The sequence below is a fragment of the Streptomyces sp. SAS_281 genome (assembly GCF_052542855.1).
In genome coordinates, this window is the sequence record NZ_JBMNDO010000003.1 from 51,670 (window position 1) to 75,330 (window position 23,661).

General features: G+C 73.1%; 21 protein-coding genes. 10 read left to right on the forward strand and 11 right to left on the reverse strand.

The annotated features are described in order from the left end of the window. Positions 1-86: 86 nt before the first annotated feature. Together ACN6LM_RS02310 and ACN6LM_RS02315 are read left to right on the forward strand one after the other, a co-directional pair. Positions 87-827, forward strand: coding sequence for a DUF3152 domain-containing protein (locus tag ACN6LM_RS02310; protein WP_445063654.1), 741 nt, complete (start codon positions 87-89; stop codon positions 825-827). A gap of 167 nt (positions 828-994) precedes the next feature. Next, a complete protein-coding gene (locus ACN6LM_RS02315) occupies positions 995-1,615 on the forward strand; it encodes a DUF3152 domain-containing protein (protein WP_445063574.1) in 621 nt (206 codons plus the stop codon). 379 nt (positions 1,616-1,994) lie between these two features. On the opposite strand, the gene ACN6LM_RS02320 is transcribed toward ACN6LM_RS02315, so the two are convergent. From ACN6LM_RS02320 to ACN6LM_RS02335, 4 genes are all read right to left on the reverse strand, one after another. Then, positions 1,995-2,633, reverse strand: coding sequence for a hypothetical protein (locus ACN6LM_RS02320; RefSeq protein ID WP_445063575.1), 639 nt, complete (start codon positions 2,631-2,633; stop codon positions 1,995-1,997). Positions 2,634-2,640: 7 nt separating this feature from the next. After that, the gene (mqnC, locus tag ACN6LM_RS02325; protein ID WP_445063576.1) at positions 2,641-3,840 is read right to left on the reverse strand and encodes a cyclic dehypoxanthinyl futalosine synthase; all 1,200 of its coding nucleotides are present in this window, start codon (positions 3,838-3,840) and stop codon (positions 2,641-2,643) included. A 72-nt stretch (positions 3,841-3,912) separates the two neighbouring features. Next, on the reverse strand, positions 3,913-5,589 hold the full coding sequence (locus tag ACN6LM_RS02330) for a serine/threonine-protein kinase (protein ID WP_445063577.1): 1,677 nt from the start codon (positions 5,587-5,589) through the stop codon (positions 3,913-3,915). 241 nt (positions 5,590-5,830) lie between these two features. Then, positions 5,831-6,709, reverse strand: a complete 879-nt coding sequence (locus tag ACN6LM_RS02335) for a menaquinone biosynthetic enzyme MqnA/MqnD family protein (RefSeq protein ID WP_445063578.1) — start codon at positions 6,707-6,709, stop codon at positions 5,831-5,833. Positions 6,710-6,993: 284 nt separating this feature from the next. Between ACN6LM_RS02335 and ACN6LM_RS02340 the strand changes: the two genes are divergently transcribed. The 4 genes from ACN6LM_RS02340 (at position 6,994) to ACN6LM_RS02355 (ending at position 11,767) form a co-directional block, all read left to right on the forward strand. Next, positions 6,994-7,197, forward strand: coding sequence for a cold-shock protein (locus ACN6LM_RS02340; protein WP_132902898.1), 204 nt, complete (start codon positions 6,994-6,996; stop codon positions 7,195-7,197). A gap of 153 nt (positions 7,198-7,350) precedes the next feature. Further along, a complete protein-coding gene (locus tag ACN6LM_RS02345) occupies positions 7,351-8,181 on the forward strand; it encodes a MerR family transcriptional regulator (RefSeq protein ID WP_445063579.1) in 831 nt (276 codons plus the stop codon). A 238-nt stretch (positions 8,182-8,419) separates the two neighbouring features. Continuing rightward, the gene (locus ACN6LM_RS02350) at positions 8,420-11,386 is read left to right on the forward strand and encodes a BTAD domain-containing putative transcriptional regulator (protein WP_445063580.1); all 2,967 of its coding nucleotides are present in this window, start codon (positions 8,420-8,422) and stop codon (positions 11,384-11,386) included. 207 nt (positions 11,387-11,593) lie between these two features. Then, positions 11,594-11,767, forward strand: coding sequence for a hypothetical protein (locus ACN6LM_RS02355; protein ID WP_445063581.1), 174 nt, complete (start codon positions 11,594-11,596; stop codon positions 11,765-11,767). A 79-nt stretch (positions 11,768-11,846) separates the two neighbouring features. Here the strand turns inward: ACN6LM_RS02355 and ACN6LM_RS02360 are convergent, their stop codons facing one another. Next, a complete protein-coding gene (locus tag ACN6LM_RS02360; protein WP_445063582.1) occupies positions 11,847-12,407 on the reverse strand; it encodes a hypothetical protein in 561 nt (186 codons plus the stop codon). Positions 12,408-12,600: 193 nt separating this feature from the next. Here ACN6LM_RS02360 and ACN6LM_RS02365 point away from each other — a divergent pair, with 193 nt between their 5' ends. Continuing rightward, complete coding sequence (locus tag ACN6LM_RS02365) at positions 12,601-13,179, forward strand: hypothetical protein (RefSeq protein ID WP_445063583.1); 579 nt, start codon at positions 12,601-12,603, stop codon at positions 13,177-13,179. Between the two features lie 14 nt (positions 13,180-13,193). On the opposite strand, the gene ACN6LM_RS02370 is transcribed toward ACN6LM_RS02365, so the two are convergent. Both ACN6LM_RS02370 and ACN6LM_RS02375 read right to left on the reverse strand, forming a co-directional pair. Further along, positions 13,194-15,596, reverse strand: coding sequence for an outer membrane protein assembly factor BamB family protein (locus ACN6LM_RS02370; protein ID WP_445063584.1), 2,403 nt, complete (start codon positions 15,594-15,596; stop codon positions 13,194-13,196). Positions 15,597-15,770: 174 nt separating this feature from the next. Next, positions 15,771-16,571, reverse strand: coding sequence for a VOC family protein (locus ACN6LM_RS02375; protein WP_445063585.1), 801 nt, complete (start codon positions 16,569-16,571; stop codon positions 15,771-15,773). A gap of 250 nt (positions 16,572-16,821) precedes the next feature. On the opposite strand from ACN6LM_RS02375, the gene ACN6LM_RS02380 reads away from it, so the two are divergent. Further along, the gene (locus ACN6LM_RS02380) at positions 16,822-17,469 is read left to right on the forward strand and encodes a TetR family transcriptional regulator (protein WP_445063586.1); all 648 of its coding nucleotides are present in this window, start codon (positions 16,822-16,824) and stop codon (positions 17,467-17,469) included. A 264-nt stretch (positions 17,470-17,733) separates the two neighbouring features. On the opposite strand, the gene ACN6LM_RS02385 is transcribed toward ACN6LM_RS02380, so the two are convergent. Both ACN6LM_RS02385 and ACN6LM_RS02390 read right to left on the reverse strand, forming a co-directional pair. Next, on the reverse strand, positions 17,734-17,916 hold the full coding sequence (locus ACN6LM_RS02385; RefSeq protein WP_445063587.1) for a ferredoxin: 183 nt from the start codon (positions 17,914-17,916) through the stop codon (positions 17,734-17,736). Positions 17,917-17,930: 14 nt separating this feature from the next. Then, on the reverse strand, positions 17,931-19,148 hold the full coding sequence (locus ACN6LM_RS02390; protein WP_445063588.1) for a cytochrome P450: 1,218 nt from the start codon (positions 19,146-19,148) through the stop codon (positions 17,931-17,933). A gap of 173 nt (positions 19,149-19,321) precedes the next feature. On the opposite strand from ACN6LM_RS02390, the gene htpX reads away from it, so the two are divergent. Together htpX and pspAB are read left to right on the forward strand one after the other, a co-directional pair. Further along, entirely contained in the window at positions 19,322-20,233 is a 912-nt protein-coding gene (gene htpX, locus ACN6LM_RS02395) for a zinc metalloprotease HtpX (protein WP_445063589.1), read from the forward strand. A gap of 97 nt (positions 20,234-20,330) precedes the next feature. Beyond that, positions 20,331-20,927 (forward strand): PspA-associated protein PspAB, encoded by a 597-nt coding sequence (pspAB, locus tag ACN6LM_RS02400; RefSeq protein WP_445063590.1) that lies wholly within the window; start codon positions 20,331-20,333, stop codon positions 20,925-20,927. 18 nt (positions 20,928-20,945) lie between these two features. Here pspAB and ACN6LM_RS02405 read toward each other — a convergent pair whose 3' ends face one another. Both ACN6LM_RS02405 and ACN6LM_RS02410 read right to left on the reverse strand, forming a co-directional pair. Continuing rightward, a complete protein-coding gene (locus ACN6LM_RS02405; RefSeq protein ID WP_445063591.1) occupies positions 20,946-22,280 on the reverse strand; it encodes an eCIS core domain-containing protein in 1,335 nt (444 codons plus the stop codon). A gap of 193 nt (positions 22,281-22,473) precedes the next feature. Continuing rightward, entirely contained in the window at positions 22,474-23,385 is a 912-nt protein-coding gene (locus ACN6LM_RS02410) for an NADase-type glycan-binding domain-containing protein (RefSeq protein WP_445063592.1), read from the reverse strand. Positions 23,386-23,661 lie beyond the last annotated feature (276 nt).

Here is a 23,661-nt window from a genome sequence, read left to right on the forward strand (position 1 = left end):
GCGGGCGCCGACGCGCGAGACCGGCGCGGCGCAGCCGCGTCCGGATAGGGGCCGCCGTCGTCGTACCGGCGGTGCTGATCGGCGTCGTGGTGCTCCTCGCACCCCGCTGGGCGGGCGGTGAGGGGTCCCCGGCGTCCGCCGCCGCGCGCACCCCCTCGGCCGCCGCCGCGTCCCCCGCCTCGCCCACGCCCTCCGCGAAGCCCGGCCGGAGCCCGAAGCCCTCGCACTCCCCGTCCCCCAGCCCCAGCCCCAGCGCCACCCGCGTGCGCGTCCCCGCCTCCGGCCCCGGCACCTTCACGGTCGCCCGCGCCGACGCCTCGTCCTCCGGGCAGTACGCGTACCGCGTCGAGGTCGAGGACGGCTCGGGCGTCGGGCCGGAGGAGGCCGCCGACCGGATCGCCGACATCCTCGCCGCGCCGCGCGGCTGGGGGCAGGGCGGCAAGCGCACGTTCCACCGGGTGGCCTCGGGCCCGGCCGGGCTGGTCGTCCGCATCGCGACGGCGGCCACCACGGACCGGATCTGCGGGCAGGGCGGGATGAACACGCACGGCGAGGTGAACTGCCGGATCGGCGAGAAGGTGATGGTCAACCTCAAGCGCTGGCAGACCGGTTCACCCGAGTTCGACGGCCCGCTGAACGACTACCGGGCCCTGATCATCAACCACGAGGTCGGCCACTGGCTCGGCCACGGCCACGAGACCTGCCCCGGCAAGGGCCGCCCCGCCCCCGCGATGATGCAGCAGATCTACGGGCTCAAGGGATGCGTCGCCAACGCCTGGCCGTACGCCGAAAACGGGACGTACCTGGGCGGCCCCTCGGTGCCGTAACGATTCTCCGGGCGGACCTTCCACCACTCGATATGGATGTGGACTGAACCGATCGCCCCGATCACCGGTCCTACAGCGGGGGACGGAACGTCGATCGCTGGGGAGGGTTACGGATGCCCGGAGGGAAAGGGCGCCGGGGGGAGAGCGGCCGGAGCAGGCTGCTCACGTTGGCCGTCGTCCCCGTCGTACTCGCGGCAGCCGCCGTCGTCGGTCTCCGCTGGAACGACGCGCGCGGGCCCGCGCCCGCCGACTTCACCGTGGCCCGCGCCGCCGCCACCGACAGCGGGACGGGGAGCGCCTACCGGGTGGAGGTGGAGGACGGCTCCGGGCTCGACGCGGACAAGGCCGCCGCCGTCGTCGCGCACATCCTGGCCGCGCCCCGGGGCTGGTCGCACCACGGGGAGCACCGGTTCCGCCAGGTGGCGAAGGGCCCGGCGGGACTGGTCATACGGATCGCCACCCCGGAGACCACCGACCGCGTCTGCGGCGAGAGCGGGCTCGACACACACGGCGAGGTCAACTGCCGGGTCGGTACGGTCGTGATGGTCAACCTCAAGCGCTGGCAGACGGGTTCGCCCGAGTTCGACGGCCCGCTGGGCGAGTACCGGGCCCTGATCATCAACCACGAGGTCGGCCACTGGCTCGGCCACGGCCACGAGACCTGCCCCGGCAAGGGCCGTCCCGCCCCCGCGATGATGCAGCAGATCGACGGCCTGAAGGGCTGCGTCGCCAACGCCTGGCCGTACGACTCCGAGGGCACCTACCTGGGCGGGCCGTCCGTTCCCTGAGGAACCGTTCCGCCCCGGGCCCGGAGCGCCTCGGCGGGCTCGACGCGGGCCGCCCCGAGCGAGGGATGTGCGTCGTGGACGTCGTGATGCTCCGGGCGCACCGCCTTCAGGTGTTCGCCGCTCTGCACAACGGACCGTCGAATGAGGTGCTCGCGGTGTCTCTCCCCCTCACGCCACGAGAAGTCGGAGATACCAGCCGTTTGCCTCACGTGTACCTGCGCTCCGGCAAAGGCTCCGGAGCCGGCCCGGAGCGCATGGACCGATCCGAAATCGCTTTCAGCCCTTTCCGGCCCGTCCGGTGCTCTGACCCAGGGGGCGCTTTCCCGGTGGGAAACCCGCGTGGATTTCCCACCGGAGCCGGACGGACGCCATCCGGCGCTCACCGCCGCCGGTACACGAGCCTCCCGCCCAGCACCGTGGCCACGCACGTCCGCGCGCCCACCGCGCAGAGCGTCGTCACATCCGGTACGTCGAAGACCGCGAAGTCGGCCCGGCCGCCCCCGGTGAGGGGCCCGTGCTCCGAGCCGGGCACGTCGTGGCCCCGCACGAAGGGATCGAGGGCGGGTTCGCCGCGACCTCCGGACGGCGGGACCACGGTCAGCCCGGAGCGGGCGACGACGGTGCCGGCCGTCGCATCGGTGAACGTGCCCGCGAGATGCGTCGTCCCGAACCGCAGCATCTGCTGCAGCCCGCGCCGTACGCTGCCCGCGCGCCAGGTCTCCTCGGGGCCCAGAGCGTCGAGCGCGGCGCCGGTCAGGGGCTCGGTGCCCAGCGCGTCCGCCTCGCGGGGGTCGGGGAAGTACCACTCCTCCAGGAGCCGGGCCGCGTCCCGCTGCACCAGCCCCGGCGCCAGGACGCCCGGCCAGCGCCGGACGCGGGCGCCGGGGTGGGCGGCGGCCACTTCCCCGTACGCCCCGAACGCCTCGACCGAGGCGTCCCGTACGGCCACCGCACCGCCGGGCACGGGTGCGCGGCCGCCGCCCGGCAGGAGCAGGGCGGCGGCGTGGATCGTCAGCAAGGCTGCCTCAGTTGGCGCTGAGGAGCTTGAGCTCCGGGTGCGCGGTGCCGCCCTCGATGGCGACGGACGAGATGTGCGAGGCGACGCGCTCGTCGACCGGGTCGTTCGCCGGGTCGTCGTGCACGACGAGGTGTTCGTACGTCGTGGAGCGCTGGGCCGGGACGCGGTCCGCCTTGCGGATGAGGTCGATGATCTCCAGCCGGTTGGAGCGGTGCTTGGCACCGGCCGACGAGACGACGTTCTCCTCCAGCATGATCGAGCCCAGGTCGTCCGCGCCGTAGTGCAGCGACAGCTGGCCGACCTCCTTGCCGGTGGTGAGCCAGGAGCCCTGGATGTGGGCGACGTTGTCCAGGAAGAGCCGGGCGATGGCGATCATCCGCAGGTACTCGAAGAGCGTGGCCTGCGTCTGCCCCTTCAGCTTGTTGTTCTCCGGCTGGTACGTGTACGGGATGAACGCCCGGAAGCCGCCGGTGCGGTCCTGCACGTCACGGATCATGCGCAGGTGCTCGATGCGCTCGGCGTTCGTCTCGCCCGTGCCCATCAGCATGGTCGAGGTGGACTCGACGCCCAGGCCGTGCGCGATCTCCATGATCTCCAGCCAGCGCTCGCCGGACTCCTTGAGCGGCGCGATGGCGGTGCGCGGCCGGGCCGGCAGCAGCTCGGCGCCGGCGCCCGCGAAGGAGTCGAGACCGGCGGCGTGGATACGGCTGATGGCCTCCTCGGCGGAGACCTTCGAGATCCGGGCCATGTGCTCGATCTCGGAGGCGCCGAGCGAGTGGATCACCAGCTGCGGGAACGCCTTCTTGATGGCCGAGAAGTGCTCCTCGTAGTACTCGACGCCGTAGTCCGGGTGGTGCCCGCCCTGGAACATGATCTGCGTGCCGCCCAGCTCGACGGTCTCCGCGCAGCGGCGCAGGATGTCGTCCAGGTCCCGGGACCAGCCCTTGGCGGTGTCCTTCGGCGCGGCGTAGAACGCGCAGAACTTGCAGGCCGTGACGCACACGTTGGTGTAGTTGATGTTGCGCTCGATGATGTACGTCGCGATGTGCTCCGTACCGGCGTACCGGCGGCGGCGCACGGCGTCGGCCGCCGCGCCCAAGGCGTGCAGCGGAGCCGACCGGTAGAGGTCGAGCGCCTCCTCCGGAGTGATCCGGCCGCCTTCGGCGGCTCGGTCGAGGATGGGCTGGAGGTCGGCCTTCTCGGTCACCGGGCTGTCACCTTTCGGCGGTTTTTCAACGGATCTACGGACCGGTTCAGCGTACGCCAGGGGGGTCGGCGGTCAGCCGTCGGTCCGGGTGAGCGTGCCGTACGGCTGTCCCGCGCCCTCCTCGTCGGAGCGGAAGCGGAGGGTGCCCTCGGAGGTGCGGGTGAAGTGGAGGCCGGCGGGCGCGGTGGTGCAGAGGCCGGCGGTGCTGGGGCGGTCCCGGTCGGCGCGTTCGCGCAGCTCCAGCTCCTCGTCGGTGGCCGAGGTGAGCGTGCCGACGCTGTAGCAGGTGAAGTCCACGCCGAGGGCGGAGACCTCGGTGGTCAGGCGGACCACGTCCGTGCCCTCGCGGCCCTTCGTGAAGACCGCGGTGAGCGTGCCGTGCGGCAGTCCGGAGCTCTTCTCGGTCAGCGGGCCCTTCCAGGTGCCGACGAACGCCTCGGGCAGCTCGGCGGCCCCGCCCGGGGTGGCGGCCGGGGCCGACGGAGTGCGCGAGGCGCTCCCCAGGTTGCCGCCGTCGTCCCCCTGGCCCGGCATCAGGTCCAGCAGGAAGGCGCCGCCCACCGTCACCGCGGCCAGCGCCCCGGCCACCGCGAGGGCGAGCGTGCAGCTCACCCGGCGGCGCCCCGCCGCGTCCCCGCCCGTCGAAGCGCCGAGGGTCAGGCTCCGCCCGCCGGTCCGCTGCCCGGGCAGCCCGTCGGCCCCGGCGGTCGGGAAATGGCCGACCGGTGGCCCGAAGACGCCGAGCGGGGCTCCGGGCGACCCGTACGGGCCCCCGGTGGACTCGCCCACCACCTCCCCCGCTCCGAACGACGGGTTGCTGAACGGCACCGGTCCCGACTGCACCGGGGCCTCCTGCGGTTCCAGGTCCAGCAGCGCCACCGCCGACCGGCTGACCTCGCGGACCAGGGGGCCGGGCAGCCAGCCCGCCGCGACCGCCGCCGCCGCGCCGCCCGGCAGCAGCCGGCGGGCCAGCTCGTCCGGGGTGGGCCGCCGCTCCGGGTCCTTGGCCAGACAGGCGGCGATGGCCTCGCGGAGCCCGCCCTCCAGCTCGCCGAGCTCCGGTTCCTCGTGGATGACCTTGTAGAGGAGGACGGCCGAGGAGTCGCCGAGGAACGGCTCGGAACCGGTCGCCGCGTACGCCAGGACCGCGCCCAGCGAGAAGATGTCGGCCGCGCCCGACATCTCGGTGCCCCGGATCTGCTCCGGCGCCATGTAGCCGGGCGAGCCGACCGAGACCCCGGTGGAGGTGAGGGAGGTGGTCGCGTCGATGGCCCGGGCGATGCCGAAGTCGATCAGGCGGGGGCCGTCCAGGGCGAGCAGGACGTTGGACGGCTTCACGTCCCGGTGGATCAGGCCCCGCTCGTGCACCGCGGCCAGCGCCTCGCCGAGCCCGGCGCCCAGCACCCGGACCGCGTGCTCGGGCAGCGGGCCGTGCTCGTTGACGGCCGCGGAGAGCGGCGGTCCCGCCACGTAACCGGTGGCGATCCAGGGGACCGGGGCGTCCGGGTCGGCGTCCAGGACGGGCGCGGTCCACTCGGCGCCGATCCGCCGGGCCGCCTCCACCTCGCGCCGGAACCGGGCGCGGAACTGCTCGTCGAGCGCGAAGTGGGGGTGGACGACCTTGACGGCGACGGTGCGGCCGCCGGCGCTGCGCCCGAGGTACACGCGGCCCATGCCGCCGGCGCCGAGTCTGCCGAGCAGCCGGTAGGCGCCGATGCTGCGCGGTTCCCCGGCTTCCAGCGGCTGCATATAAGGACTCCCCCTGTGAACCGGCCGGACCTCCGACCGAAGCCTAGTTCGTGTCCGCGAAGTCTCGTCCGGTCACGGGAGAAACCATCCGCCGATTTCGCCCCAAGGGGAACGAACGACGTCATTCACCGCGATAAAAGGCGTGAATGCGCCGGTCTCCCCCGATGACCGATTGCGCAATCCGCCATTCATCGCACGTTCAACGAAATCGAAAATGCCATTCCCCGGCGGCGGGATGTTCTCATCCTCCGAGGAGCTCCACCTTCACGTCCGCCGGGAAGCCCGCGGCATCGCCGGTGCGGCGGGCGAACTCCTCGACGCCCGCCAGTTGGTCCGGGCCGAAGCGGAAGTCGAGCGTCGTGAAGTAGCGCTCCAGGACCTCCGCGTCGAACGCCTCCCAGCGCGCCGCCTGCTCGGCGACCTTGGTGACCTCCTCCAGGGACAGGTCGCGGGAGGCCAGGAACGCCTCGTGCACCTGCTTGACCGCGGTCGGCTCGGCGGCCAGGTAGTCCTTGCGGGCGGCCCAGACGGCGAAGACGAACGGCAGGCCCGTCCACTCCTTCCACATCGCGCCCAGGTCGTGGACCTGGAGCCCGAGGCGGGGGGCGTCGTGCAGGTTGGCGCGGAGGGCCGCGTCACCGATGAGGACGGCGGCGTCCGCCTCCTGCATCATCAGGCCCAGGTCCGGCGGGCAGGTGTAGTAGTCGGGGGTGACGCCGTACCGCTCGGCGAGCAGCAGCCGCGCCAGCCGTACGGACGTCCGGGAGGTCGAGCCGAGCGCGACGCGGGCCCGGTCCAGGTCCTCCAGGGGCCGCTGCGAGACGATCACGCACGACATGACGGGGCCGTCGCAGCCGACCGCGATGTCGGGGAAGGCGACCAGGTCGTCCGCGTTGCGCAGGAACTCGACAAGGGTGACGGGGGCGATGTCCAGCTCGCCCCTGACCAGTTGCTCGCTGAGCTTCTCCGGGGTGTCCTTCGACAGCTCCAGGTCGAGCAGGGTTCCGGTCCGTGCCAGCCCCCAGTAAAGGGGAAGGCAGTTGAGGAACTGGATGTGGCCGACGCGCGGCCGGGGGCGACGGTCGTCGCCCGCGACGTTTGAAACGGTTGAATTGTCCACATCGCGAGGCTAGACCCGTCCCGCGCGGGCCGCCCCACCGGGGGCGGCGGCGCACGGGAAGGCCCTCTCGGATGGCCCATCCGGGCGGCAATCAAACATTCGGGTGAAGTGATCTTTCCCTCTACCCCTACGCACACACTGCGTGCTAGGCTCGACAGCAAGTTGCAGTTTGGTTTCCCTTGCAGTACAGAGCCTGCGGAGCATGTGACCCCGCAGGCTTTTGTAGTTTTCAGACTTCATTGCAGGTTCTGGAGCAGGGCAACCCTTTGGCCCAAGGAGGGCTTATGGCTACCGGAACCGTCAAGTGGTTCAACGCTGAAAAGGGCTTCGGCTTCATCGCCCAGGACGGCGGCGGCCCGGATGTCTTCGTCCACTACTCCGCGATCAACTCGTCCGGGTTCCGCTCCCTCGAGGAGAACCAGGTCGTGAACTTCGACGTCACTCAGGGCCCGAAGGGCCCGCAGGCTGAGAACGTCACCCCGGCCTAGTTGCCCGGGTCGGCCGATCGCGGCCGGTAAGAGCAGTACCAAGGAGCCCCGCTCCTCCGCACCGGCGGGGGAGCGGGGCTCCTGCCCGTGCGCGGCCCGTCCCGGCCGTTTCTTGACCTTCACACCGTGTGAAGCCGTGCAGTGGGAGACGTCATGTTCACCATCGGAGACTTCGCCCGCCACGGGCGGGTGTCGGCCCGCATGCTGCGTCATTACGACGAGATCGGGCTGCTGCACCCGGACCGCACCGACCCCTCGACCGGCTACCGCTACTACGGCGCCGCCCAGCTCGCCCGGCTCAACCGGATCATCGCGCTCAAGGACCTCGGCTTCACGCTCCAGCAGGTGGGGGCCGTCCTGGACGACGCGGTGGGCCCGGAGGAGCTGCGGGGGATGCTGCGGCTGCGCCGTACGGAGCTGGAGGCGGCGATGGCGGCGGCGGCCGCACGGCTGGCGCAGGTCGAGGCGAGGCTCCGGTCCATCGAGAGCGAGGGACACATGTCCACGGACGACGTCGTGATGAAGAAGGTGCCCGCGGTGCGGGTCGCGGAGCTGACGGGGGTGGCCGGCAGCTACGAGCCGCAGGACATCTCCCCGGTGATCGGCCCGCTGTACGACCGGCTCTTCCCCCTGCTCGGGGAGGCGGGCCTGGCCCCGTCGGGCCCGGGGATCGCCCGGTACGAGGACGTTCCGGACGGCGGCGGCGTCGTCGTGCACGCCGGGGTGACGGTCTCCGCGCCCGTCGGCCCGGTCGGTGACACCGGGATCACCGTGGTCGAGCTGCCGCCGTTCGAGGCGGCGACCGTCGTGCACCGGGGCTCCATGGACGCCGTGCTGCCCACCGCCCAGTCCCTGGCCCGCTGGATCGACACCCACGGCTACCGGTCGTCGGGGTACGCCCGCGAGGTCAGCCTGGAGTGCCCGGAGGACCGGGACGCGTGGGTCACCGAGCTCCAGGAGCCGGTGGTCCGGGCGACGGCCTGAGACCGGGGGCGCCCGTCTCCGGAGGGGCCCCCCGCTTCGTGCCCTCCTGTCCCAACTGCCCTGTTCCGAAACGTTGTCGAGGGCTTGTGCAGAGAGTCATCCGTTACTGACGGGCCGACCCTTCACAAGGCAGACTGTTGACGGCGATATCAACGGTATGGAGCAATCCGGACGGTCTATGACCGATCCGGACACAGTGACCGTGCCGGGCTGTGCGCAGGCAGGACAGGAGGCAGCAATGGGCCGTGACGACGGGCCACGGGTACGCGTACCGCAGCAGCGGACGCCCGAGCGGGGCCCGGAGGACGAGGCCGCGCTGCACTTCTCCGTACTCGGTCCCGTACGGGTCCGGCGCGGCGGCGAGACACTGCCGTCCGGATCGCCGCAGCAGCGCGCGCTGCTGACGGCGTTGCTGCTGCGCGGCGGGCACACGGCGACGGCCGCCGAACTCATCGACGGCATCTGGGGCGACGAGCCGCCCTCGCAGGCGCTGGCCGCCGTACGCACCTACGCCTCCCGGCTCCGCAAGGTCCTCGGCACCGACACACTGGTCAGCGACTCCGGCGGGTACGCGATGCGCACCGGCGCCGACGCGCTGGACCTGACCGTGGCTCAGGAGCTGGCAGCCGGAGCGGAGAAGGCCCGGGCGGGCGGCGACCGGAACGCGGCGCGGGCCCTGCTGAACAAGGCGCTGGGCCTGTGGGACGGCGAGGCGCTGGCCTCGGTGCCCGGTCCGTACGCGGAGTACCAGCGCACCCGCCTGGAGGAGTGGCGGCTCCAGCTGACCGAGACCCGGCTCGATCTGGACCTGGAGGCCGGCTGCCACGCGGAGGCGGTCTCCGAACTGACCGCGCTCACCGCCGCGCACCCCTTGCGGGAGCGGCTGCGGGAGCTGCTGATGGTGGCCCTGTACCGCAGCGGCCGGCAGGCGGAGGCACTGGCCGTCTACGCCGACACCCGGCGGCTGCTCGCGGAGGAGCTGGGGGTCGATCCGCGCGCGGAGCTGGGCCGGCTCCAGCAGCGCATCCTGCGCGCCGACGAGGAACTGGCCCGCCCTGCGGACGACCCGGCACCGGCCGCGGCGCCGGTCCGCCCGGCCCAGCTGCCCGCGACCGTCCCGGACTTCACGGGCCGGGACGCGTTCGTGCGCGAGCTGGGCGACCGGCTCGCCACGGCGGAGGGGTCCGTGATGGCCGTCTCCGCGCTGGCCGGCATCGGGGGCGTCGGCAAGACCACGCTCGCCGTCCACGTCGCCCACCAGGCCCGCCGGCACTTCCCGGACGGTCAGCTGTACGTCGACCTCCAGGGCGCGGGGGCCCGGGCAGCCGAGCCGGAGACGGTGCTCGGCGCGTTCCTGCGGGCGCTCGGGACCACCGACTCGGCCATACCGGAGTCGCTGGCCGAGCGGGCCGCGCTGTACCGCTCCACGCTCGACGGCCGCCGGGTCCTGGTGCTCCTGGACAACGCCCACGACGCGGCCCAGATCCGCCCGCTGCTCCCCGGCACGGAGGGCTGCGCGGCGCTGGTGACGAGCCGGGTGCGGATGGTCGACCTGGCGGGCGCGCACCTGGTCGACCTGGACGTGATGTCGCCGGAGGAGGCGCTCCAGCTCTTCACCCGGATCGCCGGCGAGGAGCGGATCCACTCGGAGCGGAAGGCCGCGCTCGACGTGGTCGCCGCGTGCGGCTTCCTTCCCCTCGCGATCCGGATCGCCGCCTCCCGGCTGGCCTCCCGCCGCACCTGGACCGTCTCGGTCCTCGCCGCCAAGCTGGCCGACGAGCGCCGCCGCCTGGACGAGCTCCAGGCGGGCGACCTCGCGGTGAAGGCCACGTTCGAACTCGGCTACGGCCAGCTGGAACCGGCCCAGGCCCGCGCCTTCCGCCTCCTCGGCCTCGCGGACGGCCCGGACATCTCCCTGGCCGCCGCGGCCGCCCTCCTCGACCTGGACCCGCACACCGCGGAGGACCTCCTGGAGGCCCTGGTCGACACGTCCCTGGTCGAGTCCGCCGCCCCGGGCCGCTACCGCTACCACGACCTGGTCCGCCTGTACGCGCGTTCGTGCGCGGAGCGGGACGAGCAGGAGCCCGGGGAGCGGGAGGAGGCGCTGTCTCGGCTGCTGGACTTCTACCTGGCGACGGCCGCGGGGGTGTACGCGCTGGAGCGGCCGGGAGAGCGGGTCCTCGACCACTTCGAACCCACCCGCCGCCCCGGCCTGGCGTTCACCACGCCGACGGAAGCACTGGACTGGCTCTTCAGCGAATCCAACGGGGTCCTCGCATGTGCCCGGCAGTCCGCGGCGAAGGACACGGTCGGCAAGGCCGCGGACCTTCTGATGGCCGCCGTCGATCTCGGCGAATCAGGCGCGAACTCACGCCAGTTCACCCAGGCCGCGACAGCAGTGTCGGAGGCGGCCCGGGCGGCCGGTGCCGTCAGGGCCGAGGCACGGGCGCGCACGATGCTGACGCATGTGCACAGCATTTCCGGCCGCTTCGCCGACGCCAAGAGCGACGCCCGGCGGGCCCTGGAACTGGGCCTGGCCGCCGAAGACCCCGTCTCGTCGAGCCAGGCACCCAACCAGCTCGGCATCATCGCCCTGTACGAGAACCGGCACGCCGAAGCGGAGGCGCACTTCGCCCAGGCCCTGGACGCCTTCCGGGCGGACGGCAACAAGTCGGGCGAGGCGTCCGCGCTGTGCAACATGTCCAGGGTGCACCTGGCCACGGACCGCAAGACGAGCGCGGTGAGCCTGGCCCAACAAGGCATCGCCCTCTACGAGTCGGACGGCAGGGAGCAGGCGCTCCGGCTGGCCAACGGGAAGTACGCGCTCGGCCTGGCGTTCACCGGCGCGGGTCAGACCTCCGAGGCACGCCACGTACTCACCGAGGCACTGACCGTGTTCCGCGAGAGCCGGCAGCGCTTCTGGCACGGCATGACCCTGTTCCGGCTGTCGGAGGTGGACCTGGCCGACGAACAGCACGCCCAGGCCGCCGCACTGGCCGAACAGGCGCTCGCCGTTCTGCACGGCATCGGTGGGGAGTGGCGGCGCGCCAACGTCCTCACCGTGCTGGGCCTCAGCCTCATGCCGCTCGGTCAGACCGATCGCGCGCAGGCGTGCTGGCGGGAGGCGCTGACCGTCTTCGAAGAACTCGGCTCGACCGAGGCCGAGGACGTGCGTGTCCTGCTGGAGTCGACGTCGGTGTTCTGAGCCCTCCCGGCTCGTTCATCATTCGTTTATCGCGCCGGGCCACTCTCTCCTCATCGATCCGTCGCGTCGGGGGGCAGGCGGATCGCCGGGTGGCCTCACCACTAAGGTGAACGGCCCCGGTGCGCCCGGCCGGCGATCAACGGGGGAACCGCCGGCCGGGCACACCATCTACTGCATCCACGCTTCAGCTTTCAGGAGTTGACCTTCATGGCCGACAACAACGGCATTCTCAAGCCGACCGACGCCCACGCCTCCGGCGAGGAGCTGACGACGCTCGACGCCCACGCCTCCAGCGAGCCCCTCAAGCCGGCCGATGCCCACGCCTCCGGCGAGGAGATCACCACGCTCGACGCCCACGCCTCGGCGCCGAAGCCCAACTAGTCCAACCTGCACGGGGGGAACGGCCGCGGCGGCGCGGAGGGGAAGCCGCCGCGGCCGCCGCGTTCGCGCGTCGGTGCGCTCAGTAGCTCAGCTCGGCCGTGACCTGGCACTTCTTCACGCGGGACACCAGGCGCGGGCTGTCCATCCGGACGGACACGGTCTTCGTGTCGCCGTAGTCGGCCTCCACGGTGGCCTCGCCCGTGTCGACCACGCCGCCCCTCGCGTCCAGGAAGGTCACGTCGACCTCGTAGGTGTGGGTGCCGGAGGCGACCGGGGTCAGGCGGACGGTGGACGCGGTGACCGCCTTGCGCTTGCCCTTCGCGGGCCGGGCGCAGCGGAAGACGTACACCCGCGGGGCGTCCGAGGCGGTGGCGGTGGGGGTCGGGTCGGTGTACGTGGAGCCCGAGGAGCCGCTCGACGAGCCGTAGTCGTCGTCGTAGTCGTTGTCGGAGTCCGTGTCGTGGTAGGTGCCGTTGCTCTTCTTGGAGTTGGAGCACCCGCCGCCGCCGCCGCTGCTGTGGCCGCTGGACCGGCTCTTCCCGCTCTTGCTCTTACCGCCGTGGCTGCCGCTGGAGAAGCCGGTGAGCGCGAGTACCACCGCGACCAGGACCACCGTCAGTTTGACGTGCTGCCGTCTCATCGAATCCGCCCCCGTTTGTGTGCTGTTGTGCGCCGCCGGCCCGGGTGGCCGGGCGCCACGGAACCGTAACGCACAGCATGGCGCGGATGACCGGCGGGCCGGTCATGGCCCTGTCACGGTCTCGTCCCCGTCTGGTGGCGGCCGTCACACGGGCGGCGTAGCGTCGGAGCGAGAGCGCTCTGGAGGTACGGAGATGATCCGCAACGTCCTCGGTGCGGTCCTCGCTCTCGCCGGAGCGGCGGCCGCCGTGCTGAGCCCCTTCCGTGACTGGTACGACGGCCGCCTCGGGCGGCACTACCGGCTCGGGGACCTCTTCACCGGCACCGGTGCGGCCGGTACCCAGTCCGGGGGCCTGTTCGGCTCCCTGTGGCTGCCGTTCCTGTGCGCGGCGGTGGTGGCGGTGCTCGGGGTCGTGCTCCGCTCCCGTGCGCTGGTCGCCGTGGCGGGCGTGGTGGTGCTCGGGTTCACCGTGCTGTGGATGGTCCGCGTCTTCCAGGTGACGGACAGCCTGGCCGTCGCGGGCGACGGATCGGGCCTGGACGTGGGCGTCGCGCTGGCCGGGGGCGGGGGTGTGCTGATGCTGCTGGGGGCCGGAGTGATGTCGGGGCGCCGGCGCCGGGTCCGGCGGTACGACGCCCCGGACTCGGCCGACCCCGACACCTGGCCCCCGACCCGCGAGCCCGGACCCTCGGTCCAGACGAGCCCGTGGCCGGAACCGGAGGGCGACGACCCCGACGCGGGGCCTGACAGATCAAGCCCGCCCGGCGGTTGAGGACGGGCTGGGCGTCACCGGGTGCGCGCCCCCGTGCCCGTCCCCTTCAGCGCGTCCAGCGCGTACACGCAGCGGTCCTTGCTGCACGCGTACACCACGCCGCCCCGGGCCACGGGCGAGCCGGTGATCTCGCCGCCCGTGGCGAGCTTCCAGCGGAGCTGGCCGCCCGCCGCGTCGAGGGTGTACAGGACGTGGTCCGCGGAGCCGAAGTGGACGCGGCCGTCCGCGACGACCGGGGCGCCCACCACCTCGCCGCCCGCCGCGAACCGCCACTTCGGGGTGCCGGTGACGGCGTCGAGGGTGTACAGCGCGCTGCCGCTGCCCACGTGGACGTTGCCCGCGACGACGAGCACCGGCTCCGCCGACTGGCGGGCCTCCGTGGCGATGCGCCAGCGGTCCTTGCCGGTCGCGGCGTCCAGGGCGTACACCGTACCGAGGTAGTCCGCGAGGTAGACCCCGCCGCCGGTGACGGCCGGGCCGGGGGCGAAGGCGGGCGGGGACAGGAAGACCGCGGGGCACTCGAAGTGCCAGCGGACGTGCCCGGCCGCGATGTCCACCGCGAGCACCCGGGTCCCCGCGGCGACGTACACGTAACCGTCCGGCGCGGGCGTCACCCGGACCGGTACGCCGCCGCAGGAGGCCGCGTCGCCGATGGGGTACGACCAGCGCTCGACGCCGGTCCGGGCGTCGAGGGCCTTCAGGCGGGCGTCCTGCCAGACGTACACCGTGCCGTCGTGGATGACCGGCCCGCCCTCCGGCGTCTCGAAGTCCGTCTGCGCGCCGCTCAGGTCCCACAGCTGCTCGCCGGTCGCCGCCTCCCACGCCTGGACGCCGCCGCCCCGGGTGGCCGTGACGACCGTGCCCCGGTCGGCCTTCAGCGCGTACACCCAGGCGTCGGTGCCCACCCGCCACCGCTCGGCGCCGCTGGCGGCGTCCAGGGCGTAGAGGGAGGGGCCGTCCGACGCGTGGATGCGGCCGCCCTCGACGGCCATCGCCCAGGCGACGTCCCGGGTCTTGAACTGGCGCCGCCCGTTGCCGGTGTCCAGCGCGTGGACCTCGAAGGACGTGACGTACAGCAGGTCGCCGACCACGACCGGCGTGCCCCACACGTCGTTGGACATGCGGAACCGCCAGGGCCGCCACCGGGCGGGCCCGGACTGCGCGGCGTCGGGGGCCTGCGCCGGAGGGGGTACCGGGACGGGCGGGAGCGTGCCGTTGACCCCGGCGGGCGGGCGGACCCAGCCGGTCGCCGGGCCCGCGTCGGCACCGGAGGCCGAGGCGCGGACGTCCTGGACGCGGGGCCCTGGCCCGATCTCCACCTGGACCCCGGTCAGCCGCACCGGCCCCCCGGCGTCCGGCACCGGCGCGGGCGGGGCCGACGGGCGGGCGGGGGCTCCGCTGTGCCAGGGGCCGTCCCAGTCCGTGCCGGGCGGCCGGTGCGGCGCGGTCTCGGCGGACCGCGGCGGCGCGACGGGCTCGGGCGGCGGAGGGGGCGGGGCGACCGGCGGAGCCGTACGGCCACCGCCCCTGCGCCGCTCGATCAGCTCGGTCGCGGCGGCCGGCAGCCACGCGGAAGCCGTACCGCCGTCGTCGTCCCCGCCGCCGGAGGCGAAGAGGTGCGGGGCGAGCTGGGCCTGGAGGTCGGCCGGGGTGGGCCGCAGTCCCGGATCCTTCTGCATGCACGAATCGATCAGCGGCCGCAGATCGTCCGGCAGGCCGGACAGGTCGGGGCTCTCGCGCAGCAGCATGAACACCGTCTCGACCGGGTTGGCCCCCCGGTACGGTGCGTGCCCGGTCGCGGCGAAGACGAGCGTCGAGCCGAGCGAGAAGATGTCGCTGGCCCCCGTCACGCTCCGCGAGTCCCGGGCCTGCTCCGGTGACATGTACGCCGGGGTGCCGACGGCCACGTTGGTCATGGTGAGCCGGGTGTTGGAGACGCCGGACGCGATGCCGAAGTCGATGACCCGGGGGCCGTCCTCCACGACGAGCACGTTGGACGGCTTCATGTCGCGGTGGACGAGCTGCGCCCCGTGGATGGACTGGAGGGCCTCCGCGATCCCCGCCGCCAGCCAGCGCACGGCCTGGGTCGGCATGGGCCCGCACTCGTTCACTATCTCTTCGAGCGAGGGGGCGGGTACGTACGCGGTGGCGAGCCAGGGCACGGCGGCGCGCGGGTCGGCGTCCACGACGGCGGCCGTGTAGAAGCCGCTGACGGCGCGCGCGGCCTCCACCTCGCGTGTGAAGCGCACCCGGAACAGCTGGTCCTCGGCCAGTTCCGTACGGACGGTCTTGATCGCCACCCGGCGGCCCGACGCCGACCGGGCCAGATAGACCAGCCCCATGCCGCCGGCCCCGAGCCGTCCCAGCACCTCGAAGGGGCCGATCCGCCTCGGGTCGTGCTGCGTCAGCTGCTCCACTACTTGCCACCTCCCCGTACGGACCTCAGATAACAGAGGCCCGCGAAAATCCCGCCGTGTGCAGCGTCTCATCAGTGGGCGCGGCCCGGCGGTGCGCACCCCGATTGTTCCTGGCCGGGGCCCCGGTTGCGAACCCGGGGGCGGATCGGGGTGTCCCGTGCCTCTCCGCCCGTATCAGGACACAAGCTCCTGAAGTACGGCGAACTCGGCACCCTGGTCGTCCTGGAGGACCGCCATCCGCCCGTACGGGATGTCGAGCGGGGGTTCGGTGACCCGGCCGCCGAGCCGCTGGACGGTGCGGGCGGTGTCGTCGCAGTCCGTCACGTTGAAGTAGTTCAGGAAGTGGCTGGGCAGCTCGGCCGGGAACGCGGCCGTGATGACGCTCCGCCCGCCGACCGCCGTCTCGGGGCCCGGTTCGGTGCCGGGCGGGGACCACGTACGGAAGTCCACGCGGTGCTCGTCGGTGTCCGGAACGTCCAGGGGCGAGTCGTCCACGTCCGCGCAGCGGAAGCCGAAGACCTCCTCGTAGAAGGGGTCGACGCGCTCCTTGGACCGGGTGTGGACCTCGGTCCAGCAGAAGGAACCGGGCTCGTTCCGCTTCTGGAACCCCTCGCGCTCGCCGGCCTGCCAGAGTCCGAAGACCGCGCCGCCCGGGTCGGCGGCCTGGGCGAGCACGCCGTGGCGCCCGGCCGGGACGGGTTCGGTGATCACCTGTCCGCCGGCCGCGCGGATCCGGGTGACCGACGCCTCGATGTCGTCGGTGGCGAAGTAGACGCCCCAGGCGGTCGGCATCCGCCCGTCCTTCTTCGCGGCCAGCGCGGCGACCAGCTTCCCGTCACTGAGGGCGTCGGCGCGGGGGCCTTCGGCCGGGCGGAAGGTCCAGCCGAAGAGTCCGCCGTAGAAGCGCTTGCCCGCCTCCAGGTCGGGGAGCTGCACATCCACCCAGCACGGTACGGACTGCGCGAACGCGGCCATGGGTCCGGATCCTTCCGTCGCGGGTGACGCCCGTCACAGTCACGGTAGCTTCACGGTGCGTGCGGCGCGCCCCGGAACCTTCACTTGCGAACGCAGGTTCGAAAGTTATCCACCGAAGTTATCCACAGGCTGTTAATAACACTGTTCGGCCTGTGGGCGGCGAAGGGCCGCCGCGGGGGGCGGGCAGGGCCCCGTTCCCCATTTGCTTCGGCCGAATCGCGCTCCGATCACCCGTCGGTAAGCTGACGGCATGACAGGACAAGTACGCACCGTCGACGGCCGCGTGGCCGGTCGACGCGGTCAGGCGACGCGGCAGAAGCTGCTCGACTGCCTCAGCGAGATGCTCAGCTCCTCGCCGTACCGGGACGTCAAAGTCATCGACGTCGCCCGGCGGGCGGGGACTTCACCAGCGACCTTCTACCAGTACTTCCCCGATGTCGAGGGCGCCGTCCTCGAACTCGCCGAGGACGTCGCCAAGGAGGGGGCCGGGCTGACCGAACTGGTCGCCGGGCGCTCCTGGGTCGGCAAGGCGGGCCGGCAGACCTCCGAACAACTCGTGGAGGGCTTCCTCGACTTCTGGCGGCGCAACGACGCGATCCTGCGCGTGATCGACCTCGGCGCGGCGGAGGGCGACAAGCGGTTCAACAAGATCCGCATGAAGGTCCTGAACTCCGTGACCGGCTCCCTGACGGAGTCCGTGAAGGAGCTCCAGTCGAAGGGCAAGGTCGACAAGGACATCAGCGCCGCCGCGATGGCGGGCTCGCTGGTCGTGATGCTGGCCGGCGTCGCCTCGCACCAGAAGGGCTTCACGGCCTGGGGCGTCAAGCAGACCGAAATCAAGCCCAACCTGGCGCAGTTGGTGCACCTCGGCATCACCGGCAAGAAGCCGGCGAAGTAACGAACCCCCGCTGGGGCGACGCGCGGTGACCCCGCGCTCCCAGGTCCTGTCTCACCGACGGCGGACCACGCCTGTGGTCCGCCGCCGGCGTATCCGGACGGAGTGCGGACGGGTCCGGACCGTCACCCGGCCCCGGCCCCACCGGGCGACCGCCGGTGCTCGGCGACCAGCTCCCCGGCGCTCGGTCCCCTGTGTCGGTGCACCGCACACCACGGCAGCGGTTCCGCCCCCGAACGCCGGACAGGCCGAGAACGCGCGGGCCCCTCAGCCGCCCGCCCTGATCGCCCCCACCGGGCACGCCCGTACCGCCTCCGCGACCATCGGGCCCGGCTCGGGCTCCGGCAGGAGTTCGCTGAGGCCGTCCTCGCCCTGGGTGAACACCTTCGGGGCCGCCAGGGCGCACTGGCCCGCGCCGATGCACACGTCCTTGTCGATGTCGATCCGCATGGGGTTCTCCTCCGTCACCAGGTCACCGGCAGTTCCAGCAGGCCCTGCACCGTGTCGCCCGGTTTGAACGGCACGTCCTCCGGCTCCACCGCCAGCCGCAGACCCGGCAGGCGGCGGAAGAGCGCGGTCAGGGCGATCTCCAGTTCGGCGCGGGCCAGGTTCTGGCCCAGGCACTGGTGGATGCCGAAGCCGAAGGCGACGTGGTTGCGCGCCCCGCGCCCGAGGTCCAGCTCGTCCGGCAACTCGAAGACGGCCGCGTCCCGGTTGACCACGGCGGTGGACAGGAGCACGCCCTCCCCCGCCCGCAGCGTCTCCCCGCCGATCTCGATGTCCTCCACCGCCACCCGGGACAGCCCGTCCGCGATGGACAGGAACCTCAGCAGCTCCTCCACGGCGGCCGGCACCGCGTCCGCGCCGCCGCCGGTCAGCCGGGCGAGCTGGTCCGGGTGCCGGAGCAGCGTGAACGTGCCGAGCGAGATCATGTTCGCGGTCGTCTCGTGGCCGGCCACGAGCAGGAGCTCCGCCAGGCGGACCAGCGCGTCCCGCTCCACCGCCCCGGTCTCCAGCTGTTCGGCGATCAGCTCGTCCAGCAGCCCGTCGCCCGGTTCGCGCCGCTTCCGCTCGATCAGGTCGCGGAAGTACGCGTCCAGGTCCTCCCGGGCCTCGGTCACGTCCGCCGGTCCGGGTCCCCGCAGCAGCTTGCGTGAGCGGTCCTCGAAGAACTCGTGGTCCGCGTACGGCACCCCGAGCAGCGCGCAGATGACCATCGACGGCACCGGCAGCGCGAACGCCCCCACCAGCTCGGCCGGCGGCCCCTGCGCCACCATCGCGTCGAGCAGCCGGTCCACGGTCTCCTGGATGCGCGGCCGCAGCGCCGCCGTCCGCCGGACCGTGAAGCTGGGGATCAGCATCCGGCGCTGCGCGTTGTGCTCCGGGTCGTCCACGCCGATCAGTTCGACGCGCCGCTGCTCGACGGCGGCGAGCCTCGGCGCGAAGAACGGGAAGCCCGGGTGCAAGCGGTCGGACGACAGCCGGGGGTCGGACAGGAGCGCCCGGGCCTCGGTGTGGCCGGTCACCAGCCAGACCGTACGGCCGTCGAAGAGGCGGGCCCGGGACACCGGCCGCTGCCCGCGGCTCGCGCTCGGGTAGCCGGTGGGCGGGTGGTAGGGACAGGAGCGGTTCTGCGGGAAGTCGACGGTCGCGGGCTGGGGCTCGGACTGGGTCTCTGTCATGACGGACCTCGCAACGAGGGGGGTGTGGTGGTCCTGCCGATCACCCTCACTAGATGCCTCAGGCATCTACCTGGCCTAGGTGATGTTCGGCCATACCCGCCGAACGGAGCACCGGCATCCACTTTCGGCCGCCGAGGAGCACCATGGAGGGAGGCGAGGAGCGGAGGTCCACCATGGCCCGAACCCGTGGCCGGTACGCCGCCGACCGTGGCCTGACCACGCGCATGGTCACCACCATGTTCCTGATCGGGCTGCTGTACGTGGTGCTGGTCGGCGTGCTCCTGGCGGTGCTGCGCGGGGCCTGGCCGGTGATCCTGGTGATCACCGGCGGGATGTTCGTCGCCCAGTTCTGGTTCAGCGACCGGATCGCCGCGTTCAGCATGGGCGCCCGGCAGGTCTCCCCCGCCGAGGCGCCGGAGCTGCACGGGGCGATCGACCGGATATGCGCCCTTGCCGATATGCCGAAACCACGTGTGGCGATCGCGGAGAGCGATGTGCCGAACGCCTTCGCGACCGGCCGCAGCCAGAAGTCCTCGCTCGTCTGCGCGACGACGGGGCTGCTGCGCAGACTCGAACCGGAGGAGCTGGAGGGCGTCCTCGCGCACGAGATGTCGCATGTCGCGCACCGGGACGTGGCCGTGATGACCATCGCCTCGTTCCTCGGCGTCCTGGCCGGGATCATCACCCGGGTCGCGCTGTGGGGCGGTTTCGCCCGCAACAGCCGCGGCAACGACCCCATCGGCATCCTGGTCCTGCTCATCCCGCTGGTCAGCGCGGTCGTCTACGCGCTGAGCTTCCTGCTCACCCGGCTGCTCTCCCGCTACCGGGAACTCACCGCCGACCGCACGGCCGCCCTCCTCACCGGCCGCCCCTCGGCCCTCGCGTCCGCCCTCACCAAGGTGAGCGGCCAGATGGCCCGGATTCCGACGGAGGACCTGCGGAAGGCGGAGCCGTACAACGCCTTCTACTTCGTCCCGGCCTTCGCCTCGAAGGAGAGCATCGGCCGGCTGCTCTCCACGCACCCGACGCTGGAACAGCGCCTCGACCAGCTGGCCCGCATCTCGGCCGACCTGTCCCGTCCGTGAGGGCCCGTCCGTGAGGGCCCGTCCGTGAGGGCCCGTCCGTGAGGGCCCGTCCGTGAGGGCCCGTCCGTGAGGGCCCGTCCGCCCGTAAGGAGTCCCCGTGGGCCTGCTCGACACGATCCTGGGCCGCAGCAAACCGGTCCGCCCCGACCTCGACCAGCTCTTCGCCGTCCCGTCCGCCGCGCTGACCCTCCAGGCCGCGACGGGCCTCACGCCGACGGGTCTCGGCTCGGTGTGCTTCGCGGGCGTCGAGGGCTCCGCCTTCGCCCGGGTCCAGCAGGACGTGCGCGAACTGCTCGACGCGGACACGGGGCGCGGCGGCGTCCCGGTGGAGTTCAGCCGTGACGCGTACGGCTACACCTGGTTGCTCGCCCGCCAACCGCCCGGGGACACCGCCGCCCTGGTCAACGACCTGCACGCGGTCAACACCCTGCTCCAGGACGGCGGCTTCGGCCCGCAGCTGCTGTGCTCGCTGGTCGCCTTCCGGGACGGGGCCGGGGACGGTGACGGGCGTGCGCTGGCGCTGGTGTACCTGTACAAGCGCGGCACGTTCTACCCGTTCGCCCCGGTCCCGGGCGGCACCGAGAAGCGCGACAACCGGCTGGAGCTGGAGGTCCGGGCCGCGCTGGGGGACGACCTGCGCGTGGAGCGGGACCTGTCGCGCTGGTTCCCGGTGTGGGGGGCGCCGGGGTTGTGAGGGGGACCTCGCCCGCGGTCACGCTTGCCTGGCCACCTCAGGGTGCGACTTGATGACGACCGTCGTCGTTCCGACCGTTCCGAAGTAGGCGTCGGGCGCGCCGTAGGCCGCGTGGAACGATCGCTGGAGGTCTCCCACCGTGTAGATCTCGGAGTCGGCCGCGGCCAGGTTGGGCGGGCTGTTCCCATCCGACCAGGCTTGCAGGACGACGCAGTCGTTACCGTCGCGGGCCACCACCGCGCCGGCGTGGAACTGACTCATCTCCTTCTCCGGGTCGGGTTTGGTGACCACGATGACGAACGCCTCTCCCGCCCGGGGATCGGCCATCTCATTCTTCGGGCCGGCGAACTGGCGGGCCTGGCGGCGATTGGTCGGGTCCGCCTGACCGAACACCTCGGTCGGACCGTAGCGCTTGTCGGTGGTCTCGATCGTGCTGTACTCGCCCTCGCCCCAATCGAGTTCGCGGACACGGTTGTTGATGATCTCCTCGGCGGCGTGCAGGCAGTCCTGCTGGACGTCGCCGCCCAGCCAGTGCCGGAAGTACGTCCCGCCGTTCCACTGCATCCCGTTGTTGTCCGCCCGCCTCAGGGCGGGCGCGACACTGCTCGCCGGCGCGTCCTCCCGGACCCAGACGTACGGGGTGTCGGGGCGTGTCAGGAAGAGACCGTTCTCGGACGCCCGAAGGACTTCCCCGTTCACGTCGACGTCGGCGTAACGCTGCACGGCCTCACCGGTCCGGGCGGCCGTCCTCGCGTCCGCCCGGTGTTCGGCGCCTTCGCCGCGTTCGGGTGCCGGTCCCCTCATCACCCGTGTCGCGTTCGCCTCGGCCTCGCGCTCGAACCGGTCCGAGGGGTCCGATACGCGGAGCCCGGAGCCGTTGTCCGTACCGGCGACCGGCCCCCGGCGCTGCTGGATGACGTGGGTCAGCTCATGGGCGAGCGTGTGCTTGTCGGCCCCGCCGTCACCGATGACGACGTGGTGCCCGGAGGTGTAGGCGCGGGCCCCGACCCCGGCGGCCGATGCCTTGGCGGCGGCGTCGGTGTGGATGCGCACGTCGGAGAAGTCCGCCCCGAGCCGGGACTCCATCTCACTGCGGACGGCGCTGTCCAGCGGCCGCCCGGACGACCGCAGCACGTCCGTGACGGCCGCGCGCTGCACCGGCTGCTCCGCCTCCTCGTGGCCGCAGTGCGGATGCCCGGCGGCCCGCAGCATCTGGACGACGGCGGCGTTCCCGACGCTGCCCTGGAGCGCGAGCCACTCGGTGGCGGGTGCGGCGGCCGCGGCCCCCGGCTTCCGGGCCCAGCCGGGCCCGCGCGCCGCGTCTGCCTTCTCGGCACCGTCCTGGCTGCGCATGGAGACCTCTTCCTGCGGGGGGGGTGTGTCCCTTCCTGCATATCCCGGAGCACGGGGGCGGATCCAGGTCCGGCGGGGCACAGTTGGTTGGCCCGGGAGGACGCGCGGCGACGACCGGGAAGGTCCCGTCGCGACCTCCCGGGCACGCTGCGCACGTTCTCCCCCGGCCCCGACGTGACCCGGACCGGAAGTCCTACGTGCGCCTGAAGTACTCGATCTCGCCCAGGGCGATCGGGTGGCCCCCGGCCTCGCCGGCCGCCTCGCGGATCGTGAACCGGACCGATACGACGTCGCTGATGCCCATGCGCAGGGTCTGTTCGCCCGGCTTGTCGGCCAGCGTCATCGTCTTCTGGTGGATCTTGCCGTTCTCCGTGGTGATGGTGAGGTCCGCCCGGGTGGGCCTGGCGCCCTTCTGGAAGACCTCCGGCTTCGTCGAGACGCCCGTGTGGACCGTGACGCCGACGAGCCGGAACGGGTCCTCGAACTCCGCCGTCAGCGCGTCGCCCGTCTTCGGCGCACCCCAGTACGTGTTCGTCACCCCGTCCACCGCCGCCTTGGCCGGGTGCCCCGGGGCGGACGCGTTCGCGGAGACGTGGAGCGGGCTGACCTCGCCCGTGCCGCCGAGCTTGTCGCGTACGTCCTCCACGACGTAGCGCCCGGCCGGGACCAGCAGGAAGCCCGCGGCCAGGAGGGCCGCGACGACCAGGGCGATGAGGCTGCCGCGCAGCAGCCTCCCCGAGCCCGCCCGCACCCGGCGGTTGAACGGCCACCTGGTCCGCCACCAGGGCAGCGGTGCCGCCTGGGCCCGGGGCTTCAGGGGCTCGGCGCAGTTGCGGCAGAACGTGCGGCCCGGGCGGTTGTTCGTGCCGCAGGACGGGCAGGGCTCGCCGTCCGGTTCGTCGTCCGCCGCCGCCGTCCTGACGGTGGGGCGGGCGGTGACGGGTACGCCGGGCAGGACGGCCCCGATGGGCTCCTCCGCCGGCGGTTCCGGCTCCGGCGGCCTCGGCCGGCCCGGCTGTACGGGGGCGGGCGCGGGGGGCCGCGGGGCGGCCGGGGGCGGGGCGGGGGCCGGTTGCGGCGCAACGGCCGGGTCCGGCTCGGGCACGGCGGGGCTCGCGGCCGCGCTGCGCTCCGGTTCCGGCGCGGGGGCCGGGTCCGGCGTCCGCCTCCACGCCGAGCGCCGCGTCGCACGCGGCGCCGGGGCGGGGGCCGGCACCGGGGCCGGTTCCGGTTCCGGTTCCGCTTCCGGCTCGCGTGCAGGGGGCACGGCGGGGGCGGGGGGTCCGGCGGGGCCCGGGGGCACGGCGGGGGCGGGGGGTCCGGCGGGGCCCGGGGGCACGGCGGGGCCCGGGGCCGTACGCGGCTCCGGGCCCGGCGCGGG

Excerpts from the sequence above, each read along its gene's own strand:
- ACN6LM_RS02330 (WP_445063577.1), bottom strand. The coding sequence starts at position 5,589 with ATGCAGCCGCTGGAAGCCGGGGAACCGCGCAGCATCGGCGCCTACCGG.
- ACN6LM_RS02340 (WP_132902898.1), top strand. The coding sequence starts at position 6,994 with ATGGCTACCGGAACCGTCAAGTGGTTCAACGCTGAAAAGGGCTTCGGC.
- ACN6LM_RS02345 (WP_445063579.1), top strand. The coding sequence starts at position 7,351 with ATGTTCACCATCGGAGACTTCGCCCGCCACGGGCGGGTGTCGGCCCGC.
- ACN6LM_RS02350 (WP_445063580.1), top strand. The coding sequence starts at position 8,420 with ATGGGCCGTGACGACGGGCCACGGGTACGCGTACCGCAGCAGCGGACG.
- ACN6LM_RS02355 (WP_445063581.1), top strand. The coding sequence starts at position 11,594 with ATGGCCGACAACAACGGCATTCTCAAGCCGACCGACGCCCACGCCTCC.
- ACN6LM_RS02360 (WP_445063582.1), bottom strand. The coding sequence starts at position 12,407 with ATGAGACGGCAGCACGTCAAACTGACGGTGGTCCTGGTCGCGGTGGTA.
- ACN6LM_RS02365 (WP_445063583.1), top strand. The coding sequence starts at position 12,601 with ATGATCCGCAACGTCCTCGGTGCGGTCCTCGCTCTCGCCGGAGCGGCG.
- ACN6LM_RS02375 (WP_445063585.1), bottom strand. The coding sequence starts at position 16,571 with ATGGCCGCGTTCGCGCAGTCCGTACCGTGCTGGGTGGATGTGCAGCTC.
- ACN6LM_RS02380 (WP_445063586.1), top strand. The coding sequence starts at position 16,822 with ATGACAGGACAAGTACGCACCGTCGACGGCCGCGTGGCCGGTCGACGC.
- ACN6LM_RS02385 (WP_445063587.1), bottom strand. The coding sequence starts at position 17,916 with ATGCGGATCGACATCGACAAGGACGTGTGCATCGGCGCGGGCCAGTGC.
- ACN6LM_RS02390 (WP_445063588.1), bottom strand. The coding sequence starts at position 19,148 with ATGACAGAGACCCAGTCCGAGCCCCAGCCCGCGACCGTCGACTTCCCG.
- htpX (WP_445063589.1), top strand. The coding sequence starts at position 19,322 with ATGGCCCGAACCCGTGGCCGGTACGCCGCCGACCGTGGCCTGACCACG.
- ACN6LM_RS02405 (WP_445063591.1), bottom strand. The coding sequence starts at position 22,280 with ATGCGCAGCCAGGACGGTGCCGAGAAGGCAGACGCGGCGCGCGGGCCC.